This is a genomic window from Streptomyces sp. NPDC003393 (assembly GCF_053589015.1).
Genome location: NZ_JBSFRB010000018.1, coordinates 34,445 through 53,532 on the forward strand (window position 1 = coordinate 34,445; position 19,088 = coordinate 53,532).

Genomic DNA, 19,088 nt, shown 5'->3' on the forward strand with positions numbered 1-19,088 from the left:
GCTTGCGTCAAGTGACCAGGGGCAGTGGTGATCACTCCACTGCCCCTGGTCACATCGTGCGGGTGACTCTTCGTCAGGCGGCGGTTCCCGCCGACTCGGTGCCTCCCACCGCCGCCGGTGCGAGCACCGCTCCGGTGGACTTCTTGGCCCGCCGCAGCCGCCGCTCCAGCCAGCCGGCGAAGGACGTCAGGGTGAAGTTCAGAACGATGTAGATGATCGCCACCACGACGAAGCTCTGGATCACGTTGGCGTAGTTGGCCGCCAGCGTGCTGCGGGTGTTGAGCAGTTCCGTGTAGCCGATCATCACGCCACCCAGCGCTGTGTCCTTCACGATGACCACGAGTTGGCTGACGATGGCCGGAAGCATGGCGGTCACGGCCTGCGGGAGCAGAATGCTCGTCATCGTCTGGCCCTTGCGCAGGCCGATCGCGTAGGCGGCCTCCGTCTGACCCTTGGGGAGTGCGAGGATGCCGGCCCTGACGATCTCGGCGAGGACCGAGGCGTTGTAGAGCACCAAGCCGGTGACGACCGCGTACAGCGGCCGGTCTTCTGTGCCGACGTTGGTGGAGCGGGCGTAGAACTCGTTGGCGAACAACATCAGCAGCAGGACCGGGATCGAGCGGAAGAACTCGACCACGACGCCGGCCGGTATGCGGACCCAACGGTGGTCGGACATGCGCGCGATGCCGAAGAAGGCACCCAGGGGGAGCGCGATGACCATGGAGAGCCCGGCGGCCTTCAGCGTGTCGCCGAGGCCGGGCAGGAGATAGGTGGTCCATGCCTCGGAAGTCGTGAACGGCTTCCACAGGGACCACTTCAGCTGGCCCTTGGCGTCCATGGTCTGCCACACCCACCACACCAGAAGGGCGAGCAGGAGGACGAAGGCCACCGAAAGGAGTACGTTGCGCCGCCTGGCGCGGGGGCCGGGGGTGTCGTAGAGGACGGAGCTCATCGCTTCACCGCCAGTCGCTTGCCGAGCCAGCCCAGGATCAGCCCGGTCGGTAGGGTCAATACCACGAAACCGAAGGCGAAGACCGCGCCGATGAGCAGTGTCTGGGCCTCGTTCTCGATCATCGACTTCATCAGGTACGCGGCCTCCGCCACGCCGATCGCGGACGCCACGGTCGTGTTCTTGGTCAGCGCGATCAGAACGTTGGCCAGCGGGCCGATCACCGCACGGAACGCCTGCGGAAGCACGATGAGGCGGAGCGTCTGACTGAAGTTCAGTCCGATGGCCCTGGCTGCCTCTGCCTGGCCCAGCGGCACCGTGTTGATACCCGAGCGCAGCGCCTCGCAGACAAAGGCCGCGTGGTAGGCGACGAGGCCGAGCACCGCCAGCCGGAAGCCCTGGATCTTGAAGTCGGAGGCGCCCAGCGTCATACCGAAGATGTCGGCGAGGCCGAGCGAGGTGAAGACGATGATGACCGTCAGGGGGATGTTCCGGACGATGTTGACGTAGACGGTGCCGAATCCGCGCATGAGCGGGACGGGGCTGACCCGCATCGCGGCCAGCAGGGTGCCCCAGATCAGGGAGCCAAGAGCGGAGAGGACGGTGAGTTTCACCGTCATCCAGAACGCCCCCAGGACGTCATAACCTTGAAGAAAGTCGAACACGATCTCCCGCGCTTCCGGGTGGGTGGCGTACGAGGAGGGCGTGGCGCGCCGCCCTGATCGCGGTGGGCAGCGGCGCGCCCCTGTGAAACCCTGCGGTGGCCCTGGGCCGGAGCCTTGCCTTACTTGACGATCTGGCCGATCTTCGGCGCGGGCTCGTACTTGTAGTTGGCCGGGCCGAAGTTCTTCTCGACGTCCTTCTGCCAGGTGCCGTCGCTGACCATGCTCTTCAGAGCATCGTTGATCTTGTTCAGGGTCTCGGTGTCACCCTTCTTCACACCGATGCCGTAGTTCTCGTTGCTGAGCTTGAGCCCGGCGAGCTTGAACTGACCCTTGTACTTGTCCTGCGCGGCGTAGCCCGCGAGGATCGAGTCGTCGGTGGTGAGCGCGTCCACGGCACCGCTCTGAAGGCTGGCGATGCACTCCGAGTAGCCGCCGTTCTCCTTGAGGTTGGCCTTGGGAGCGATCGTCTTCTGGACGTTCTGCGCCGAGGTGGAGCCGGTCACGGAGCACAGGTTCTTGCCGTTGAGGTCCGTGCCCTTGTTGATGTCGGAGTCCTTCTTGACCAGCAGGTCCTGGTGGGCCAGCAGGTAGGGCCCGGCGAAGTCCACCTTCTGCTTGCGCTCGTCCGTGATCGAGTACGTGGCCACGATGAACTTCACGTCGCCGCGTGCCAGGGCGTTCTCACGGTCGGCGCTCTTGGTCTCGACCCACTCGATCTGCGAGGGCTTGTAGCCGAGCTTTCCGGCGACGTACGTGGCCACGTCCACGTCGAAGCCGGAGAAGGTGCCGTTCGGCTCCTTCAGTCCGAGACCGGGCTGGTCGTACTTGATACCGATCTTGATCTTGCTGCCTCCGCCGGAGGAGGAGTCACCGTCCTTCTTGTCCGAACCGCACGCCGTCGCCGAGACGGCGAGGGCGAGCACGACGGCCGAGGCGGCGGTGACCTTGCGGAGCTTCATGGTGGATGTCCTTTGCTCAAAGAGGAGTCGAGGCCCGTTGGGGGTTCGGCTGCGCCGAGGGACCGGGCGACCGGGGACGACCTGGGCCGTCAGTGCGGCCGAGGCCGCCGCGGGAACCTGGGGGACCCGCGTGACCTGGGCGGAAGCCCGGCCGGCGCGGGTTGCCCGAGGCTGTCAGTGGTGCAGGATCTTCGACAGGAAGTCCTTGGCGCGGTCGCTGCGCGGGTTGCTGAAGAACTGGTCGGGCGCAGCCTGCTCGACGATCCGGCCGTCGGCCATGAAGACCACCCGGTTCGCGGCCGAGCGGGCGAAACCCATCTCATGGGTGACGACGATCATCGTCATGCCGTCCCGGGCGAGCTGCTGCATGACCTCCAGCACCTCGTTGATCATCTCCGGGTCCAGCGCGGAGGTCGGCTCGTCGAAGAGCATGACCTTCGGGTCCATGGCCAGCGCCCGCGCGATGGCCACGCGCTGCTGTTGGCCGCCGGAGAGCTGCGCGGGGTACTTGTCGGCCTGCGCGCCCACACCGACTCGGTCGAGCAGCGCGCGAGCCCGCTCCTCGGCCTTCTTCTTGTCCGTGCGGCGGACCTTGATCTGCCCCAGGGTCACGTTCTCGAGCACGGTCTTGTGCGCGAAGAGATTGAAGGACTGGAAGACCATGCCGACGTCGGCGCGCAGCCGGGCCAGCTCCTTGCCCTCGTGGGGGAGCGGCCGGCCGTCGATCGAGATCGTGCCCGAGTCGATGGTCTCCAGGCGGTTGATGGTGCGGCACAGAGTGGACTTCCCGGACCCGGAGGGTCCGATGACCACGACGACCTCGCCGCGGGAGATCGTCAGCTCGATGTCCTGGAGCACGTGCAACGCGCCGAAGTGCTTGTTGACGCTCTTCAGGACGACCAGATCGTTGGTCGAGGCCACGTCATCCTTGGCCATCGATACTTCGGTCATCGCTCTCAGGCTCCGTCCTCCTCGGTTTCGGTGGACAGTAGCCACCCTCGCCACCAGCGTCACCACATCTGAGGGAGATCTGAGCATTACGATCCGGTAGCGGCCGGACACATGTCGTAGCAGGGTCGCGTGGCGCGCGTACCGGCTGGGTAACGACAGGTGGCGCGCCACCGGAAGCCTCTTGACGCCATCCTCGTCCATCGGCGTGACTGCCATGGTGCACGCGCGCGTGCATGGTTTTCTACATGGGATGACGATACGACGGATGAACCGGAGGGGGCCGGGATGAGACTGCTCCTCGTCGAGGACGACAACCACGTCGCGGCCGCACTGTCCGCGGTCCTGGCCCGGCACGGTTTCGACGTCACGCACGCCCGCAGCGGCGAGGAGGCACTGCAGGCCCTCGTCCCGGACGCCGAGGGCTTCGGCGTGGTCCTGCTCGACCTCGGCCTGCCCGACCAGGACGGCTACGAAGTCTGCGGCAAGATCCGCAAGCGCACCGGCACCCCGGTCATCATGGTCACCGCCCGCTCCGACGTCCGCTCCCGCATCCACGGGCTCAACCTCGGCGCCGACGACTACGTGGTGAAGCCGTACGACACCGGGGAACTGCTCGCCCGGATCCACGCCGTCAGCCGCCGCACGCTCCACGAGGACGTGACCGGTGGCGGGGAGAGCACATTGCTCCTCGGCCCCGTGCACATAGAACTGCCCACCCGGCGGGTGAGCGTGGACGGCGCGGTCGTCCAGCTCACCCGCAAGGAGTTCGATCTGCTGGCCCTGCTCGCCCAGCGCCCCGGGGTGGTCTTCCGCCGGGAGCAGATCATCAGCGAGGTGTGGCGCACCAGCTGGGAGGGGACCGGACGCACCCTGGAGGTGCACGTCGCCTCCCTGCGGTCCAAACTCCGTCTGCCCGCCCTGATCGAGACCGTCCGCGGCGTCGGCTACCGCCTCGTCGCCCCGACGGCGTAGCGGGGACGGGTTGCGCACACGTCTGCTGCCGCTGCTCATCGTCCTGATGGCGGCGGTCCTGCTGGCCCTGGGCTTCCCGCTCGCCGTGAGCCTGGCCGCGGCCCAGCAACAGAAGGTGGTCGTCGACCGGATCGACGACACGGCACGCTTCGCCGCGCTCGCCCAGTTCGTCACCGACCGGCCCACCGGCTCCCGCCGCACCGTCCCCGACGAGCGCCTGGAAACCCTCCGCCGCGAACTCATCAGCTACTACGGGGTCTACGGCATCCGGGCGGGCGTCTTCTACCGCTCCACCACGCCCATGGCGGTCGCCCCGGGCACCTGGTCCCTGCCCCGAGCGGGCGAGGTCCGGGAGGCATTCGGCGAGGCCCTGCTGAGCCGGCGCAGCCACGACCCGGAGCAGGTCTGGCCCTGGCAGCGGCACCGTCTCGTCGTCGCCTCGCCGGTCATCCGGGACGGCGACGTCGTCGCCGTCGTCGTCACCGACTCGCCCACCGGGCAGATGCGGTCCCGCACGCTGCACGGCTGGCTGGTCCTGGGCGCGGGCGAGACCATCGCGATGCTGGTCGCCGTGGGGGCCGCGCTGCGGCTGACCGGGTGGGTGCTGCTTCCCGTACGGGTCCTGGACGCCACCACCCACGACATCGCCACCGGCCGCCTGAAGTCACGGGTGGCGGCGGCGAGCGGACCGCCGGAGCTGCGCAGGCTGGCCCGGTCCTTCAACGAGATGGCGGACCACGTCGAGGACGTGCTGGAGCAGCAGCGCGCCTTCGTCGCCGACGCGTCGCACCAACTGCGCAACCCGCTCTCGGCGCTGCTGCTGCGCATCGAGCTGCTCGCTCTCGAGCTGCCCGAGGACAACGAGGAGATCGCCTCGGTCCGCACCGAGGGCCGGCGCCTGGCGCAGGTCCTGGACGACCTGCTGGACCTGGCGCTGGCCGAGCACGCGGAGGCGAATCTTCAGCTCATCGACATCGGCGAGCTGACCGCGGAGCGGGTGGCGGCCTGGGCGCCGACCGCCGAGGCCAAGGGGGTGCGGCTGGTGGGGCAGTGCCCGGCCACCACCGCGTGGGCCGACCCGGTGGCGCTGTCGTCCGCACTGGACGCGGTGATCGACAACGCGGTGAAGTTCACGCCGGAGGGCGAGAGCGTCGACGTGACCGTCTCCGGGGCCGGCGGCACCTCGACGGTCGTGGTCGCCGACCAGGGCCCCGGCCTCACCGACGAGGAACTGGCCCGCATCGGAGACCGCTTCTGGCGCAGCGGCCGCCACCAGAACATCAAGGGCTCCGGGCTCGGCCTGTCCATCTCCCGCGCGCTGCTGGCCGCGGGTGGCGGCTCGATCGCCTACGGCCACCACGAGCCGCGGGGCCTGCGCGTGACGGTGACGGTGCCGAGGTCGGGACCGCAGCGGGCGTAGAAGGGTGCGGCGTCCCTACGGCTTCACCGAGCGGTAGTAGCGGCGCGCGCCCTCGTGCAGGGCCAGGGGGTCGGTGTAGATCGCGGTGCGCAGATCGACCAACTGGGCGGAGTGGACGTGGGCGCCGATGCGGTCACGGCTGTCGATGACGATCCGGGTGATCCACTCGGTCAGTCTCGGATCCACGTCCTTGCGGGTCATCAACACGTTGGACACGGCGATCGTCGGCACCGTCGAACCGTTCTTGACGGACGGGTACGCCCACTCGGGCATTTCGGTGGCGCGGTAGTAGCGCGTGGCGCCACCCTGGGCGTGCAGTCCGGCCACCAGGTCTTCGTCGATCGGCACGAACCGGAACGCGAACTTCGAGGCCAGTCGCGTCAGACCGTCGGTCGGCAGTCCGCCCGACCAGAAGAACGCGTCGATCGCGCCCTCCCGCAGCCGGCCCGGTGCCGTGTCTATGCCGTCGCCCGCGGGCCGGATGTCCTGGCGCGGGTCCATCCCGGCCGCCTTGAGCACCCGTTCCGCGATCAGCCGCACGCCCGACTCCGGCGGCCCGACGGCCACCCGCTTGCCCCGCAGGTCAGCGACCGAGTCGATCCCCGAGTCGCGCGGGACGACGAGCTGCACGTAGTCGTCGTAGAGGCGGGCGACCCCCCGCAGCCGGTCGGCGCCCGAACCGTGGTTCAGTTTGTACGTCTCCACCGCGTCGGCCGCCGCGATCGTGAAGTCGGCCTTGCCGGTCGCCACCCGCGTGACGTTCTCCTGCGAGCCGTCGCTGGTCAGCAGGCGCACATTCAGGTCCGGCATGCGCTTGGCGAACGCGGTGCGCAGCCGTTCGCCGTACTCCTGGTAGACCCCGCGCAGGGTCCCGGTGCTGAAGGTGATCGTCCCGCTCGGCGGCCGGTCGCCCAGCGGCAGCAGCCACCACAGCAGCAGCCCGAGGACCACGGCGGCGACGGTCGCGCCCTGCACACCGCGGCGCCTGCCGATCGAGGGGAACACCGTGGACATGCGCGCGATCCTGCCAGCCGGACGGCCCGCTGACCAGGCCCGCTGACCAGGCCCGCAGACCGGGCCGGCAGACCAGGCCCGCCGAGCGGGGCGACCGCGGGAGGGGCGGACGGGTTGTCACAGGCCGCGGCTACAGTCGCCGCATGAGTTCTTCGCCCGCCGATCTGGTCCGTGAGTTCCACCGCGCCTTCGGGCTCGACGTCCGCAGCACCCCGACGCGCGTGTCGCCGGAGCTCGGCGCGCACCGGGGCGAGCTGCTGGCGGAGGAGGCGGCCGAGGTCGCCGAGGTCTCGGCCGGCGGCCCGCTCGACCGGCTGGCCCACGAGCTGGCGGACGTGGTCTACGTGGCGTACGGCACCGCCCTGGTGCACGGCATCGACCTGGACGAGGTGATCGCCGAGATCCACCGTTCCAACATGACCAAACTCGGCCCGGACGGCCAGGTCACCCGTCGCGCCGACGGCAAGGTGCTCAAGGGCGACCACTACGAGGCACCCGACGTCTCCGCGGTGCTCCGTCGGCAGGGCTGGGACCCCGCCGGCGCCTGACCCACCCGTCCCTCACGCGCGCACCGCACGCCCAGCACCAACGCGAGACCGCACAACGTGAACACGTCCTTGAACGCCCTGCGCGTCGACGCGTCCAGGTGGGGAAAGGCGAACTCGGGCACCTGCGGGACGAGCGCCGCCCAGAACCACGGCGACCGCGTCACCGAGCCGGCCTCCAGCGCCCCGGCGACGAGCAGCGGAACCACGACGACCAGATAGTGCTCGTAGGACGGCCGGCACACCAGGAAGAACGCCAGCATGAGCATCGCGGCCGTGTCCGCGAGCCGCGCCGGACCGGGCGCGGCGCGCCGCCACCGCCGCCCGGCGCACACCAGGCCGGCCGACGCCGCGACCGGCGCCACCACCTGGGCCGAAAGCGGCGGCACCCCCAGGCGCGGCAGCACCGCGGGCAGAGAACAGTCGAACGGCCGCATCAACGCGTCCCCACCGCTGAGGAGGAAGGGCAGGGTGCGGGTGAAGAAATGGCTCGAATCCGGTACGACGAGCGCCGCGCCCGCGGACATGGCCAGCGGCAGCGCCACCATCCAGGCCAGGGCGCGCCACTGCCGGGCCAGGAGCAGCAGCACGGCGACCGGCAGGAGCAGTGGCTTCACCGCCAGCGACACCCCGAGGACCACCCCGGCCGCGTCCCAGCGGCCGCGGTCCGCCAGCAGCAGTGCGGACGGCAGTGCGAGGGCGCTCACGGCGGTCCAGTTGCCGAGGTTCATCAGATGGCCGGCCGGTGCCCAGCACAGCACCAGAGCCAGCAGCCCGAGCACCGCGAACCGGCTCCCCGCCGGCACCCGGAACAGCCGTATCGCGCACCACCAGCCCGCGGCCACCATCCCGACGCACGCCACGGGCGCGGCCACCCGCAGCACCGACGCCGGCAGCAGCGCCTGGCCGCCCGCGAACAGCACGGCGCTCGGCAGATAGAGGAAGCGCCGGTCGGCGTACGGGGCACCGCCGTGCAGCCAGACCTGCCCGGCGTGGACGAGGAACGCGTTGTCCATGCCGCCCTGGGCGGAGACCACCGCCACCCGCGCGGCCCGGGCCAGCAGGACGACGGCGAGGAGCGCGACCGCGGCCGGACCGGCCGGACGCAGCAGCCAGGAGCGCGGTGCGGCGGCCGCGGGCGCGTCCGGGGCGGCCGCCGGGAGGGCGTCGTGAGGCTGCATCACACGTACCTGTCCGAGAGGGCCGCGGACCTGTCCGAGAGGGGCTGCGGCCTGTCCGAGAGGGCTGCTGCGAGCGTAACGACGGGGCCGCACGGCCGCCGTGCGAGCGAGGGCCCCCGCAGGGCGCGGGAGCGGTCCCGCGCCGCGGCGGCACGGCCACCGGGCCGGCGCCGCCGACTGCGCCGTCCGGGGTACTCCGGCGAGCGCCTACCCTTGTGGCATGAGCAGCATCGACCGGAGCCAAGAAGTGGGCGTCACTCGCAGCTATGAGATCCGCACCTACGGGTGCCAGATGAACGTCCATGACTCCGAGCGATTGGCCGGGCTGCTCGAGGACGCCGGATACGTACGGGCGCCCGAGGGGTCGGACGGCGACGCGGACGTCGTCGTCTTCAACACCTGCGCCGTCCGGGAGAACGCCGACAACCGGCTCTACGGCAACCTCGGCCACCTCGCGCCGAAGAAGTCGCAACGGCCCGGCATGCAGATCGCGGTCGGCGGCTGCCTGGCGCAGAAGGACCGGGACACCATCGTGAAGAAGGCGCCCTGGGTGGACGTCGTCTTCGGCACGCACAACATCGGCAAACTGCCGGTCCTGCTGGAGCGCGCCCGCGTCCAGCAGGAGGCGCAGGTCGAGATCGCCGAGTCGCTGGAGGCGTTCCCCTCCACGCTGCCCACGCGCCGCGAGAGCGCGTACGCCGCCTGGGTGTCCATCTCCGTGGGCTGCAACAACACCTGCACGTTCTGCATCGTCCCGGCGCTGCGCGGCAAGGAGAAGGACCGTCGCCCGGGCGACATCCTCGCCGAGGTCGAAGCGCTGGTGGGCGAGGGCGTCTCGGAGATCACGCTGCTCGGGCAGAACGTCAACGCCTACGGCTCCGACATCGGTGACCGTGAGGCCTTCAGCAAGCTGCTGCGCGCCTGCGGGAACATCGAGGGCCTGGAGCGCGTCCGGTTCACCTCCCCGCACCCGCGCGACTTCACCGACGACGTGATCGCCGCGATGGCCGAGACCCCGAACGTCATGCCGCAGCTGCACATGCCGCTGCAGTCCGGCTCGGACCCGGTGCTGAAGGCGATGCGCCGCTCCTACCGGCAGGAGCGCTACCTCGGGATCATCGAGAAGGTGCGCGCCGCCATCCCGCACGCGGCCATCACCACCGACATCATCGTGGGCTTCCCCGGCGAGACCGAGGAGGACTTCGAGCAGACGCTGCACGTCGTCCGTGAGGCACGATTCGCTCAGGCGTTCACCTTCCAGTACTCCAAGCGGCCCGGCACCCCGGCGGCAGAGATGGAGAACCAGATCCCGAAGGAGGTCGTCCAGGCCCGGTACGAGCGGCTCGTCGCCCTCCAGGAGGAGATCTCCTGGGAGGAGAACAAGAAGCAGATCGGCCGCACGCTCGAACTGATGGTCGCGGAGGGCGAGGGCCGCAAGGACGGCGCCACCCACCGCCTCTCCGGTCGCGCCCCCGACAACCGTCTGGTCCACTTCACCAAGCCGGAGCAGGAGGTGCGCCCCGGCGACGTGGTCACGGTGGAGGTCACCTACGCGGCACCGCACCACCTGCTGGCCGAGGGGCCGGTGCTGGACGTGCGCCGCACCCGGGCGGGTGACGCCTGGGAGAAGCGCACCGCCGCGGAGGCGGCCAAGCCGGCCGGGGTCATGCTGGGTCTGCCGAAGATCGGCGTCCCGGAGCCGCTGCCGGCGGCCGCGGGCAGCGGCTGCGGCTGCGGCTGACCACTCCTGGCGGGGGACCAGCGGTGCACGCGTTACCCTGCCGATCATGCTTGTCGCCGCCGCAGTCTGTCCCTGTCCGCCCCTTCTCGTGCCCGCCGTCGCCGCGGGGGCGGCGCCCGAGCTGGACACCCTGCGCGCCGCGTGCACGGACGCGCTGGGTGTGCTGGCCGCCGCCCGGCCCGGCCTGCTCATGGTGGTGGGGCCCGCCGAGAAGTCCGGGCGCGGCCCGCACCCGGAAGGCACCCGCGGATCCTTCCGCGGCTTCGGCGTGGACCTGGACGTACGGCTCGGCGGGCCCACGGACACCGGCGCGCGCACGGGACCCGTGTCCGAGCGCGAGCTGCCGCCCTCGCTCGCCGTCGCGGCGTGGCTGCTGGAGCGGACCGGCTGGTCCGACGCTCCGATCGAGGGGCTGGGCGTGGGCGAGCCGCTGGCGCCCGAGCGGTGCGTCGCGGTCGGACGGGACATCGCCGCGCGCGCCGACCGGGTGGCGATGCTGGTGATGGGCGACGCCAGCGCCTGCCGGTCACTCAAGGCGCCCGGCTACCTCGATGAGCGGGCCGAGCCCTTCGACGCGGAGGTCGCCCGCGCGCTCGGCGCCGCGGACCTGGCGGCGCTGACCGCTCTCGACGCCGAGCTGGCCTACGAGCTGAAGGCTTCCGGCCGGGCCCCGTGGCAGGTCCTCGCGGGCGCCGCCGAGGGTTCCGGCCTCTCCGGCACCCTGCTCCACGACGCCGCCCCCTACGGCGTCGGCTACCTCGTCGCCGCCTGGTCCTGACAGGTCGCCGGGCCGCCTCGGCATCGGGCCGTCTGATCGGGGTCCGGTTCCGGTACGGCACGGGAGCGCCCAAGCCGGGCCTGTGGGAGAGGAACCGGCGCGGCGGACGGCCGGGAAGGGCTGCCTGCTTCCCGGCCGTCCGCCGTTGTGCGGCCGTCGTGGCGTTCGCAACGCCGTTCAGGAGGAGGGCGGGGGGCCCTCCGGAGGCGTCTGCGGAGGCGTCTGGGCGGTCGTGCCGCCCGGCGCGGTGCCCGTGCCCGTGTCCGTGCCCGTGTCCGGCGGTCGCTCACTTCCGTGGGCGATACGGTCGACGGCGCCCTTCGCCTTGTCCGTGCCCGCGTGGATCTTCTCGCTGTACTTGCCCTTGGTCTTCTCGTCGACCGTCCTCGCGGCCTTGTCCAGGCCGTGCTCGATCGAGCCCTGCTGCCGTTGGGCGAGGTCCGCGACCTTCTCCTTGGCCGGGCCGAGTTTGGCCTTCATGTTGTCCAGCAGACCCATGGTTCACCTTCCCTGCCGGGGGTTACGTGCGGGCGCCCTCGCCGGCCTCCTGCTCGGCCACCTCGTCGGTGGACTGCTGCCTGGGGATGTCCACGCCGTCGCCTCCGGCCGCGGCACCGTCGCCCCCGGCCTGCGGGGGCTTCGCCGTACCGCCCCCGGCACCGCTGTCCGCTCCGGCAGGCCCGTTCGCCGCTGTCGTCCCGTCCGGCCCGGAAGCGACCGTCGCGGCCTCCGAGCCGGCCGTCACCGCGCCGGCCGGCTCGTCCGCGGTCGACGCCTCCTCCGCAGTCCTCGACTCCGCAGCCTTTGACCTCCGAAAAAGTCGCGCAAAAACGCCCATATCAACTCCATACGTTACTCGTGCGGGCGAAACCGTGTAGCCCGGTGTGTCCGTCCGTGGCGCCAGAACCACCGCCCCCCGGCATCCGGCCGCGTGAACCTCGCAACGGGCAACGACCTCGCGCGTGTGCCGTCCTCGTTCGAGGGGCACGGGGGAGGTTTGCGAAACTGGTGCGGTGAGCAGCGCACCCCCCGCCCCCCGCGTCATCGCCGTCGTCGGCCCCACCGCGGCCGGAAAGTCCGACCTCGGCGTCTTCCTGGCCCAGCGTCTCGGTGGAGAGGTCGTCAACGCCGACTCCATGCAGCTCTACCGAGGGATGGACATCGGCACCGCGAAGCTGACGCCCGAGGAGCGCGGCGGCGTACCGCACCACCTCCTGGACGTCTGGGAGGTGACGGTGACGGCCTCCGTCGCCGAGTACCAGCGGCTCGCGCGGGAGCGCATCGACGCGCTGCTCGCCGAGGGGCGCTGGCCGGTCCTGGTCGGCGGCTCCGGCCTCTACGTCCGCGGGGCCGTGGACAACCTGGAGTTCCCCGGCACGGACCCCGCCGTGCGGGCCCGCCTGGAGGAGGAACTCGCGCTGCGCGGCTCCGGGGCGCTGCACGCCCGCCTGGCGGCCGCCGACCCGGAGGCGGCGCGGGCGATCCTGCCCAGCAACGGCCGCCGAATCGTCCGGGCGCTGGAAGTGATCGAGATCACCGGCCGCCCGTTCACGGCCAACCTCCCGGGACACGACTCCGTCTACGACACCGTGCAGATCGGGGTCGACGTGGCGCGCCCCGAACTCGACGAGCGCATCGCGCGCCGGGTCGACCGCATGTGGGAGGCAGGGCTCGTGGACGAGGTGCGCGCACTGGAGGCGCAGGGCCTGCGGGAGGGGCGTACGGCCTCCCGGGCACTCGGCTACCAGCAGGTGCTCGCGGCGCTCGCCGGGGAGTGCACGCTGGAGGAGGCGCGTGCGGAGACCGTACGCGCCACGAAACGCTTCGCGCGCCGCCAGGACACCTGGTTCCGGCGCGACCCGCGCGTGCACTGGCTGAGCGGGGCCGCCGCGGACCGCCGGGAACTTCCGCCGCTCGCGCTGGCGTTGGTCGAACGACCGGTTACAGCCTGATCACGTGATGGCATCGGGACGCCCAGGCCGTCATCCGAGCCTCCGGGACCGTGCCATCATCGAGCTTCGATCGACCAAGTGGAGTCCTAGTTGGGAGGGCGCGTGGCGATGGAGGCCGGCCCTCGCGACACCGCACAAGGCGCACGCGGCGCACAAGCCGCGCACGGCACCGAGCGCATCACCTTGGAGCGCGCCGGTGCGGAACCGGACGAGGACTCGCTGAGCCCCGACGGGCCCGACACGCAGGACGGCGTGACCGCGGACGGCCCGGAGCCCGAGGAGATGTACGCCGGCCCCGAGGTCGAGGTCGAGCTGCGCCCGCAGCGGCGCCTGCGCATCTGGCAGCTCGCCCCCATCGTGGGACTGGCCGCCGTCGGCTCGCTGATGTTCGCGTTCCCGCTGGCCTTCGACGGAGACAGCGGCGCGATGATCGCCATGCTGGGGCTGCTGATCTGCCTGTGCGCGGCCGGCTGGGGCATGATGGCCGCCCGGCGCGTGGGGTACACCTGGCCGGGCCTGCCGCCGCGCGGTACCGGCAGACGCCCCGACTGGCGGCTGATCGGCGCCTATGTGCTGCTCGCCGCCGTCGTCGTGGTCCTCGCCGTCTGGCGGGTCGCCCGGCTTCGCTAGTGCTGCGACCGGAGAGGTTCACCGGCTCGCGACGCACGGCACGGCACCTGACGGTGCCGTCGCATCACCGGGGCAGAGCTGTACCGATCACGAGCCTCGCCGACGCCGGTCGGGCTCGATCATGCGCTGCCGGGTGTGGCCACCGAGTTGTCGCACCCACCCCGTACGATCGAGGCATGAGCACCCGTATCGCCTTCCTCAAGGGTCATGGCACGGAGAACGACTTCGTGATCGTCCCCGACCCGGAGAACGCCGTCGAGCTGTCCCCGACCGCGGTGGCCGCCCTGTGCGACCGGCGCGCGGGCATCGGCGGCGACGGGGTGCTGCACGTCGTCCGGTCGGCCGCGCACCCCGACGCCCGGCAGATGGCCACCCAGGCGGAGTGGTTCATGGACTACCGCAACGGCGACGGCTCGATCGCCGAGATGTGCGGCAACGGCGTACGGGTGTTCGCGCGCTACCTCCAGCACGCCGGACACGTGACCGAGGGCGACCTGGCGATCGCCACCCGCGCCGGAGTGAAGACGGTGCACATCGCCAAGGACGGCGACGTCACCGTCGGCATGGGCCGGGCACGGCTCCCCGAGGGGGAGGTCACGGTGAGCGTCGGACCGCGCAGCTGGCCCGCGCGGAACGTGAACATGGGCAATCCGCACGCGGTCGCCTTCGTCGACGACCTCGCGGACGCCGGCGACCTGTACTCCCCGCCCCCGTTCAGCCCGGCCGCCGCCTACCCGGACGGGGTGAACGTCGAGTTCGTGGCCGACCGCGGCCCCCGGCACGTCGCGATGCGCGTGCACGAGCGCGGCGCCGGCGAGACCCGCTCGTGCGGCACGGGCGCTTGTGCCGTCGCCGTGGCCGCCGCCCGGCGCGACGGCGCCGACCCGTCCGTCACCGGCACCCCGGTGACCTACACCGTGGACGTGCCCGGCGGAACGCTGGTGATCACCGAGCGCCCGGACGGAGAGATCGAGATGACCGGCCCCGCAGTGATCGTCGCCGAGGGGGAGATCGACGCGGAGTGGCTGGAAACAGCGGCGGGTTGAGCGCGCGGGGAGCGCGCCCAGCCGGGGCGGTGAGCCCGATACGGCGCAGGATCCATGCCCGCTGCGCGGACGCGGGAGTGAATCCACGGCTGACTCGCCATCAGATGGCCGGAATTCGTAAACCTCTGATCCGTCGCTCGAATGGGTGATCCGTTTCACGCTCTTCGAGAGGCGGTCGGCCCGGTGTGCTGGGCTCGGTAGCATCAAGCACCGGCCCGGACGGGGGATCCGACGCCAACCCCTGAGCCGAGTACGCCCTGGGGCACCCCGTCCGCCGGTCCACGCAGCCGGAGGTGCCCATGAGTGCGGATGCCACGAATCCCGCGGCCCCGGGCCCGGTGGCGCCCGCGGCGCCCCGCAGGAGAGCCCGCCCGCGGATCGACCTTCGCCGCCTCGGCCGGGCGGCGCTGCTCGGCCCCGCCGCCCGCGACCGGCTGCCCGACGCCATCGGCCACGTCGCCGAGGCGCACCGCGCCCACTTTCCCGACGCGGACCTCGAACCGCTGCGCCGCGCCTACGTCCTGGCCGAGTCCTCGCACCGCGGCCAGATGCGCAAGAGCGGCGAGCCGTACATCACGCATCCGCTCGCCGTCACCCTGATCCTCGCCGAACTCGGCGCCGAGACGACCACGTTGACGGCCTCGCTCCTGCACGACACCGTCGAGGACACCGACGTGACACTCGACCAGGTCGGTGAGCAGTTCGGGGAGGAGGTCCGCTACCTCGTCGACGGCGTCACCAAGCTGGAGAAGGTCGACTACGGCGCCGCGGCCGAGCCCGAGACCTTCCGCAAGATGCTCGTCGCCACCGGCAACGACGTCCGCGTGATGTCGATCAAACTGGCCGACCGGCTGCACAACATGCGCACGCTCGGCGTCATGCGCCCCGAGAAACAGGCCCGCATCGCCAAGGTGACCAGGGACGTGCTCATCCCGCTCGCCGAGCGGCTCGGTGTGCAGGCGCTCAAGACCGAGCTGGAGGACCTGGTCTTCGCGGTCCTGCACCCGGAGGAGTACGAGTGCACACGGGAGTTGATCGCGGAGAACGCGGTCCGCCCGGGCGACCCGCTCACCGAGATCGCCGAGCAGGTCCGCGGTGTGCTGCGCGAGGCCGACATCTCCGCCGAAGTCCTCGTCAGACCCCGGCACTTCGTGTCCGTGCACCGCGTCGCCCGCAAACGCGGCCGGCTGCGCGGCTGCGACTTCGGCCGGCTGCTCGTGCTGGTGAACGAGGACGCCGACTGCTATGGGGTTCTCGGCGAGCTGCACACCTGTATGACCCCGGTCGTCTCCGAGTTCAAGGACTTCATCGCCGTACCCAAGTTCAACCTCTACCAGTCACTGCACACGGCCGTCGCCCGGGAGGACGGCCAGGTCGTCGAAGTCCTCATCCGCACCCACCAGATGCACAAGGTCGCCGAGGCCGGCGTCGTCGCGCTCGGCAATCCCTACGCTCCTCCGTCGGAGGAGCAGTCGACGGGCGACGGCGAACGCGTCGACCCCACCCGCCCCGGCTGGCTCTCCCGCCTCCTCGACTGGCAGCGGGCGGCACCCGACCCCGACACCTTCTGGTCCACACTGCGCGAGGACCTCGCCCAGGACCGCGAGATCACCGTCTTCCGGCCCGACGGCGGCACGCTGGGCCTGCCCGAGGGGGCGACCTGCGTGGACGCGGCCTACGCGCAGTACGGCGAGGACGCCCATGCCTGCATCGGCGCCCGCGTCAACGGCCGCCTGGCGACGCTCAGCACCGTCCTGCGGGACGGCGACACCGTCCAGCTCCTCATGGGCCAGGACCCGGCCTCGGAGCCGTCCAGGGAGTGGCTCGATCACGCCCACACCCCCGCTGCCCGCATCGCCATCCAGCGGTGGCTGGCGGCACATCCGGCGGCCGCCGAGGACGCGGCCGACAGCGCCGGGGGAGCCGCGGCGGGCGCCCCTGACTCCGCGAGCGGGCCCGCGCAGGTCGCTCAGGGAGCCGTCGACGGCGCGCCCCCGGCCGTCGCGGCCACGGCGGAGGATTCCGGCAGGCCCGAAGGGGCGGCCGGCCCCCAGCCCGGGGCACGCGGCGGCCGGTCCTCGGCCGGCGCCGTCATCGTCGACCGGCCCCGCGCGACGGTGCGGCTCGCCGGCTGCTGCACGCCGGTGCCGCCGGACGAGATCACCGCCTTCGCCGTCCGCGGGGGAGCGGTGACCGTGCACCGCGTCGAGTGCGACACGGCGACCCGGATGACGGGTGCGGGGCGCCCCGAGGTCGGCGTGCGCTGGGGCGAGACGGCCGAGTGCCGTGTCACGCTGCTCGCCGAGTCGTTCGGCCGTCCACGTCTGCTCGCGGACCTGACCGAGGCCATCGCACTGGAAGGCGTCGAGATCATCTCCGCTACCGTGGCCCCGCCGACGCAACAGCGCGTGCACCACACCTACACGCTGCAACTTCCCGACGCCACCCGCCTGCCCGCCCTGATGCGGGCGATGCGCAACGTCCCGGGCGTCTACGACGTCAGCCGCGCCCGGCCGCAACCCCAGCCGCCGGGGAGCTGAACCGGGGCGGGGCGGGCGCGTGCCGGGGAGCTGAACCGGGGCAGGCACAGGGTGGGGTCACCTCGCCCGCAACCTGGAGGGCCCCGTTCGGGTGGGCCGTGGCGCGCGTCGTCGCCGCACCACCGCCGGGCGCTGATAGCCGTGAGTGCATGCCGCGCACTCTCCGTCACCGTGCCACGCGTCGCCTGCAGGCGACCGTTCTCGCGTCCGCCGTCTCCGTCTGCCTCCTCGCCGCGGGCGCCCCGCCCGCTCCGCTCGGCATCGGCGACCGGCTCTTCCCGTACCTGGGCAACCCCGGCTACGACGTGGTGTCGTACGACCTCTCCTTCGCCTACTCCGGCGACAACGGCAAGCCGCTCCGGGCCGTCACCACGATCGACGCCAGGGTGACGCGAGCACTGCGGAGAGTGAACCTCGACTTCGGGCACGGCAAGGTAGCCTCCGTGGAGGTCGACGGCCGGCCCGCCACGTTCACCACCGCCGGTGAGGATCTCCTCGTCACCCCGAAGGCCCCGCTGCCCGAGCACGGCCTGACCCGGATCACCGTGCACCACACCAGCGACCCCGCGCCGGTGACGGACCGTGACGGCGGTTGGGTGCGCACCGCGGACGGTCTCGCCCTGGCCGGCCAGGCCGACGCGGCGCATCTGGTGTTCCCGTGCAACGACCACCCGTCCGACAAGGCGATGTTCACCATCCGGGTCACCGCCCCCGAGGGGTACACGGCCGTCGCCAACGGTCTGCCGGAGGGCGTCACGCGGGCCGGCGGCCAGGCCACCTGGACGTACCGCACACGGCACCCCATGGCCACCGAACTGGCCCAGGTCTCCATCGGCCGCTCCGCCGTGCTGCACCGCACCGGCCCGCATGGTCTGCCCGTCCGCGACGTCGTCCCCAGCAAGGACCGCAAGGCGCTCGAACCGTGGCTCGACAAGACCTCGGACCAGATCGCCTGGATGGAGAGCAAGGTCGGGCGCTACCCCCTCGAGACGTACGGCCTGCTCATGGCCTCGGCCACGACCGGTTTCGAACTCGAGACACAGACCCTCTCCCTCTTCGAGAAAGATCTGTTCACCGACCCCGCCTACCCGAAGTGGTACGTGGAGTCGGTCATGGTGCACGAGCTGGCCCACCAGTGGTTCGGCGACAGCGTCACCCCGCGCGCCTGGTCCGACGTGTGGCTCAATGAGGGGCACGCCACCTGGTACGAGGCCCTGTACGCCGAGGAGAAGGCGCACAAGTCCATGGAGGAACGGATGAAGGCCGCCTACGCGGCCGCCGACCAGTGGCGCGCGGCCGGGGGCCCGCCCGCGCTGCCGAAGCCGCCGGGGGCCGGCCGGAAGACCGGGATCTTCCGCGCGAACGTCTACGACGGCGCGGCCCTCGTCCTGTACGCGTTGCGCCGGCAGATCGGCGAGGCCGCCTTCGAGCGCCTGGAGCGCGCCTGGGTGCGGGGCAACCGGGACTCCACGGCGACCACCGCCGACTTCGTGCGGCTGGCCTCGGCCGTCGCCGGACGGGACCTGAGCGGCTTCTTCAAGACCTGGCTGTACGGTGCGAAGACTCCGCCGATGCCGGGACACCCGGACTGGAAGCCCGACCCGCGGCAGCGGAACCTGCCGCCGACGCTGAAGCGGTGACGGGGGTGAGCGGTGACGGTGGAAAGGGAGAAGGGCCGAGGGAGAGGAGGCGGCCGTGGCGGGCCGCTCGGTGCGCCGCGGGCGGTGAGAAGGCGCGTGCCGACG

At 71.7% G+C, this 19,088-nt stretch carries 18 protein-coding genes; 10 read left to right on the plus strand and 8 right to left on the minus strand.

The features are described from left to right. Window positions 1-73 precede the first annotated feature (73 nt). The 4 genes from ACWDUZ_RS19160 to ACWDUZ_RS19175 form a co-directional block, all read right to left on the minus strand. The gene (locus ACWDUZ_RS19160; RefSeq protein WP_451632969.1) at window positions 74-952 is read right to left on the minus strand and encodes an amino acid ABC transporter permease; all 879 of its coding nucleotides are present in this window, start codon (window positions 950-952) and stop codon (window positions 74-76) included. After that, window positions 949-1,614: an amino acid ABC transporter permease gene (locus ACWDUZ_RS19165; protein WP_451632970.1), complete on the minus strand. Its 666-nt coding sequence runs from the start codon at window positions 1,612-1,614 to the stop codon at window positions 949-951. Before ACWDUZ_RS19165 ends, ACWDUZ_RS19160 begins: the two co-directional genes overlap by 4 nt. Before the next feature lie 119 nt (window positions 1,615-1,733). Beyond that, window positions 1,734-2,573 carry a glutamate ABC transporter substrate-binding protein gene (locus ACWDUZ_RS19170; protein ID WP_451632971.1) on the minus strand — a complete coding sequence of 280 codons (840 nt, stop codon included), beginning with the start codon at window positions 2,571-2,573 and terminating at the stop codon, window positions 1,734-1,736. A 174-nt stretch (window positions 2,574-2,747) separates the two neighbouring features. Further along, window positions 2,748-3,524: an amino acid ABC transporter ATP-binding protein gene (locus ACWDUZ_RS19175; RefSeq protein WP_451632972.1), complete on the minus strand. Its 777-nt coding sequence runs from the start codon at window positions 3,522-3,524 to the stop codon at window positions 2,748-2,750. 285 nt (window positions 3,525-3,809) lie between these two features. Here ACWDUZ_RS19175 and ACWDUZ_RS19180 point away from each other — a divergent pair, with 285 nt between their 5' ends. Then, on the plus strand, window positions 3,810-4,496 hold the full coding sequence (locus tag ACWDUZ_RS19180; RefSeq protein ID WP_451632973.1) for a response regulator transcription factor: 687 nt from the start codon (window positions 3,810-3,812) through the stop codon (window positions 4,494-4,496). A gap of 10 nt (window positions 4,497-4,506) precedes the next feature. Next, window positions 4,507-5,916, plus strand: coding sequence for a sensor histidine kinase (locus ACWDUZ_RS19185; protein ID WP_451632974.1), 1,410 nt, complete (start codon window positions 4,507-4,509; stop codon window positions 5,914-5,916). Between the two features lie 15 nt (window positions 5,917-5,931). Here the strand turns inward: ACWDUZ_RS19185 and ACWDUZ_RS19190 are convergent, their stop codons facing one another. Beyond that, the gene (locus ACWDUZ_RS19190) at window positions 5,932-6,930 is read right to left on the minus strand and encodes a TAXI family TRAP transporter solute-binding subunit (protein WP_451632975.1); all 999 of its coding nucleotides are present in this window, start codon (window positions 6,928-6,930) and stop codon (window positions 5,932-5,934) included. A gap of 143 nt (window positions 6,931-7,073) precedes the next feature. On the opposite strand from ACWDUZ_RS19190, the gene ACWDUZ_RS19195 reads away from it, so the two are divergent. After that, entirely contained in the window at window positions 7,074-7,478 is a 405-nt protein-coding gene (locus ACWDUZ_RS19195) for a pyrophosphohydrolase domain-containing protein (RefSeq protein ID WP_451632976.1), read from the plus strand. On the opposite strand, the gene ACWDUZ_RS19200 is transcribed toward ACWDUZ_RS19195, so the two are convergent. Continuing rightward, window positions 7,415-8,656 carry a glycosyltransferase family 87 protein gene (locus ACWDUZ_RS19200; RefSeq protein WP_451632977.1) on the minus strand — a complete coding sequence of 414 codons (1,242 nt, stop codon included), beginning with the start codon at window positions 8,654-8,656 and terminating at the stop codon, window positions 7,415-7,417. The genes ACWDUZ_RS19195 and ACWDUZ_RS19200 overlap by 64 nt on opposite strands. 220 nt (window positions 8,657-8,876) lie before the next feature. Here ACWDUZ_RS19200 and miaB point away from each other — a divergent pair, with 220 nt between their 5' ends. Together miaB and ACWDUZ_RS19210 are read left to right on the plus strand one after the other, a co-directional pair. After that, window positions 8,877-10,397, plus strand: a complete 1,521-nt coding sequence (gene miaB, locus ACWDUZ_RS19205; protein ID WP_451632978.1) for a tRNA (N6-isopentenyl adenosine(37)-C2)-methylthiotransferase MiaB — start codon at window positions 8,877-8,879, stop codon at window positions 10,395-10,397. 46 nt (window positions 10,398-10,443) lie between these two features. Beyond that, window positions 10,444-11,175 (plus strand): class III extradiol dioxygenase subunit B-like domain-containing protein, encoded by a 732-nt coding sequence (locus ACWDUZ_RS19210; RefSeq protein ID WP_451632979.1) that lies wholly within the window; start codon window positions 10,444-10,446, stop codon window positions 11,173-11,175. A 177-nt stretch (window positions 11,176-11,352) separates the two neighbouring features. On the opposite strand, the gene ACWDUZ_RS19215 is transcribed toward ACWDUZ_RS19210, so the two are convergent. Together ACWDUZ_RS19215 and ACWDUZ_RS19220 are read right to left on the minus strand one after the other, a co-directional pair. Next, window positions 11,353-11,673: an antitoxin gene (locus tag ACWDUZ_RS19215; protein WP_451632980.1), complete on the minus strand. Its 321-nt coding sequence runs from the start codon at window positions 11,671-11,673 to the stop codon at window positions 11,353-11,355. 22 nt (window positions 11,674-11,695) lie between these two features. After that, a complete protein-coding gene (locus tag ACWDUZ_RS19220; protein ID WP_451632981.1) occupies window positions 11,696-11,920 on the minus strand; it encodes a hypothetical protein in 225 nt (74 codons plus the stop codon). A gap of 268 nt (window positions 11,921-12,188) precedes the next feature. Here ACWDUZ_RS19220 and miaA point away from each other — a divergent pair, with 268 nt between their 5' ends. The 5 genes from miaA (at window position 12,189) to ACWDUZ_RS19245 (ending at window position 18,983) form a co-directional block, all read left to right on the plus strand. Beyond that, the gene (miaA, locus tag ACWDUZ_RS19225; RefSeq protein WP_451632982.1) at window positions 12,189-13,127 is read left to right on the plus strand and encodes a tRNA (adenosine(37)-N6)-dimethylallyltransferase MiaA; all 939 of its coding nucleotides are present in this window, start codon (window positions 12,189-12,191) and stop codon (window positions 13,125-13,127) included. 108 nt (window positions 13,128-13,235) lie between these two features. After that, complete coding sequence (locus ACWDUZ_RS19230) at window positions 13,236-13,757, plus strand: hypothetical protein (protein WP_451633051.1); 522 nt, start codon at window positions 13,236-13,238, stop codon at window positions 13,755-13,757. 176 nt (window positions 13,758-13,933) lie between these two features. After that, entirely contained in the window at window positions 13,934-14,803 is an 870-nt protein-coding gene (dapF, locus tag ACWDUZ_RS19235; protein ID WP_451632983.1) for a diaminopimelate epimerase, read from the plus strand. 299 nt (window positions 14,804-15,102) lie between these two features. Beyond that, window positions 15,103-17,343 carry a RelA/SpoT family protein gene (locus ACWDUZ_RS19240; RefSeq protein ID WP_451632984.1) on the plus strand — a complete coding sequence of 747 codons (2,241 nt, stop codon included), beginning with the start codon at window positions 15,103-15,105 and terminating at the stop codon, window positions 17,341-17,343. Window positions 17,344-17,492: 149 nt separating this feature from the next. Then, complete coding sequence (locus tag ACWDUZ_RS19245; RefSeq protein WP_451632985.1) at window positions 17,493-18,983, plus strand: M1 family metallopeptidase; 1,491 nt, start codon at window positions 17,493-17,495, stop codon at window positions 18,981-18,983. Window positions 18,984-19,088: the final 105 nt, after the last annotated feature.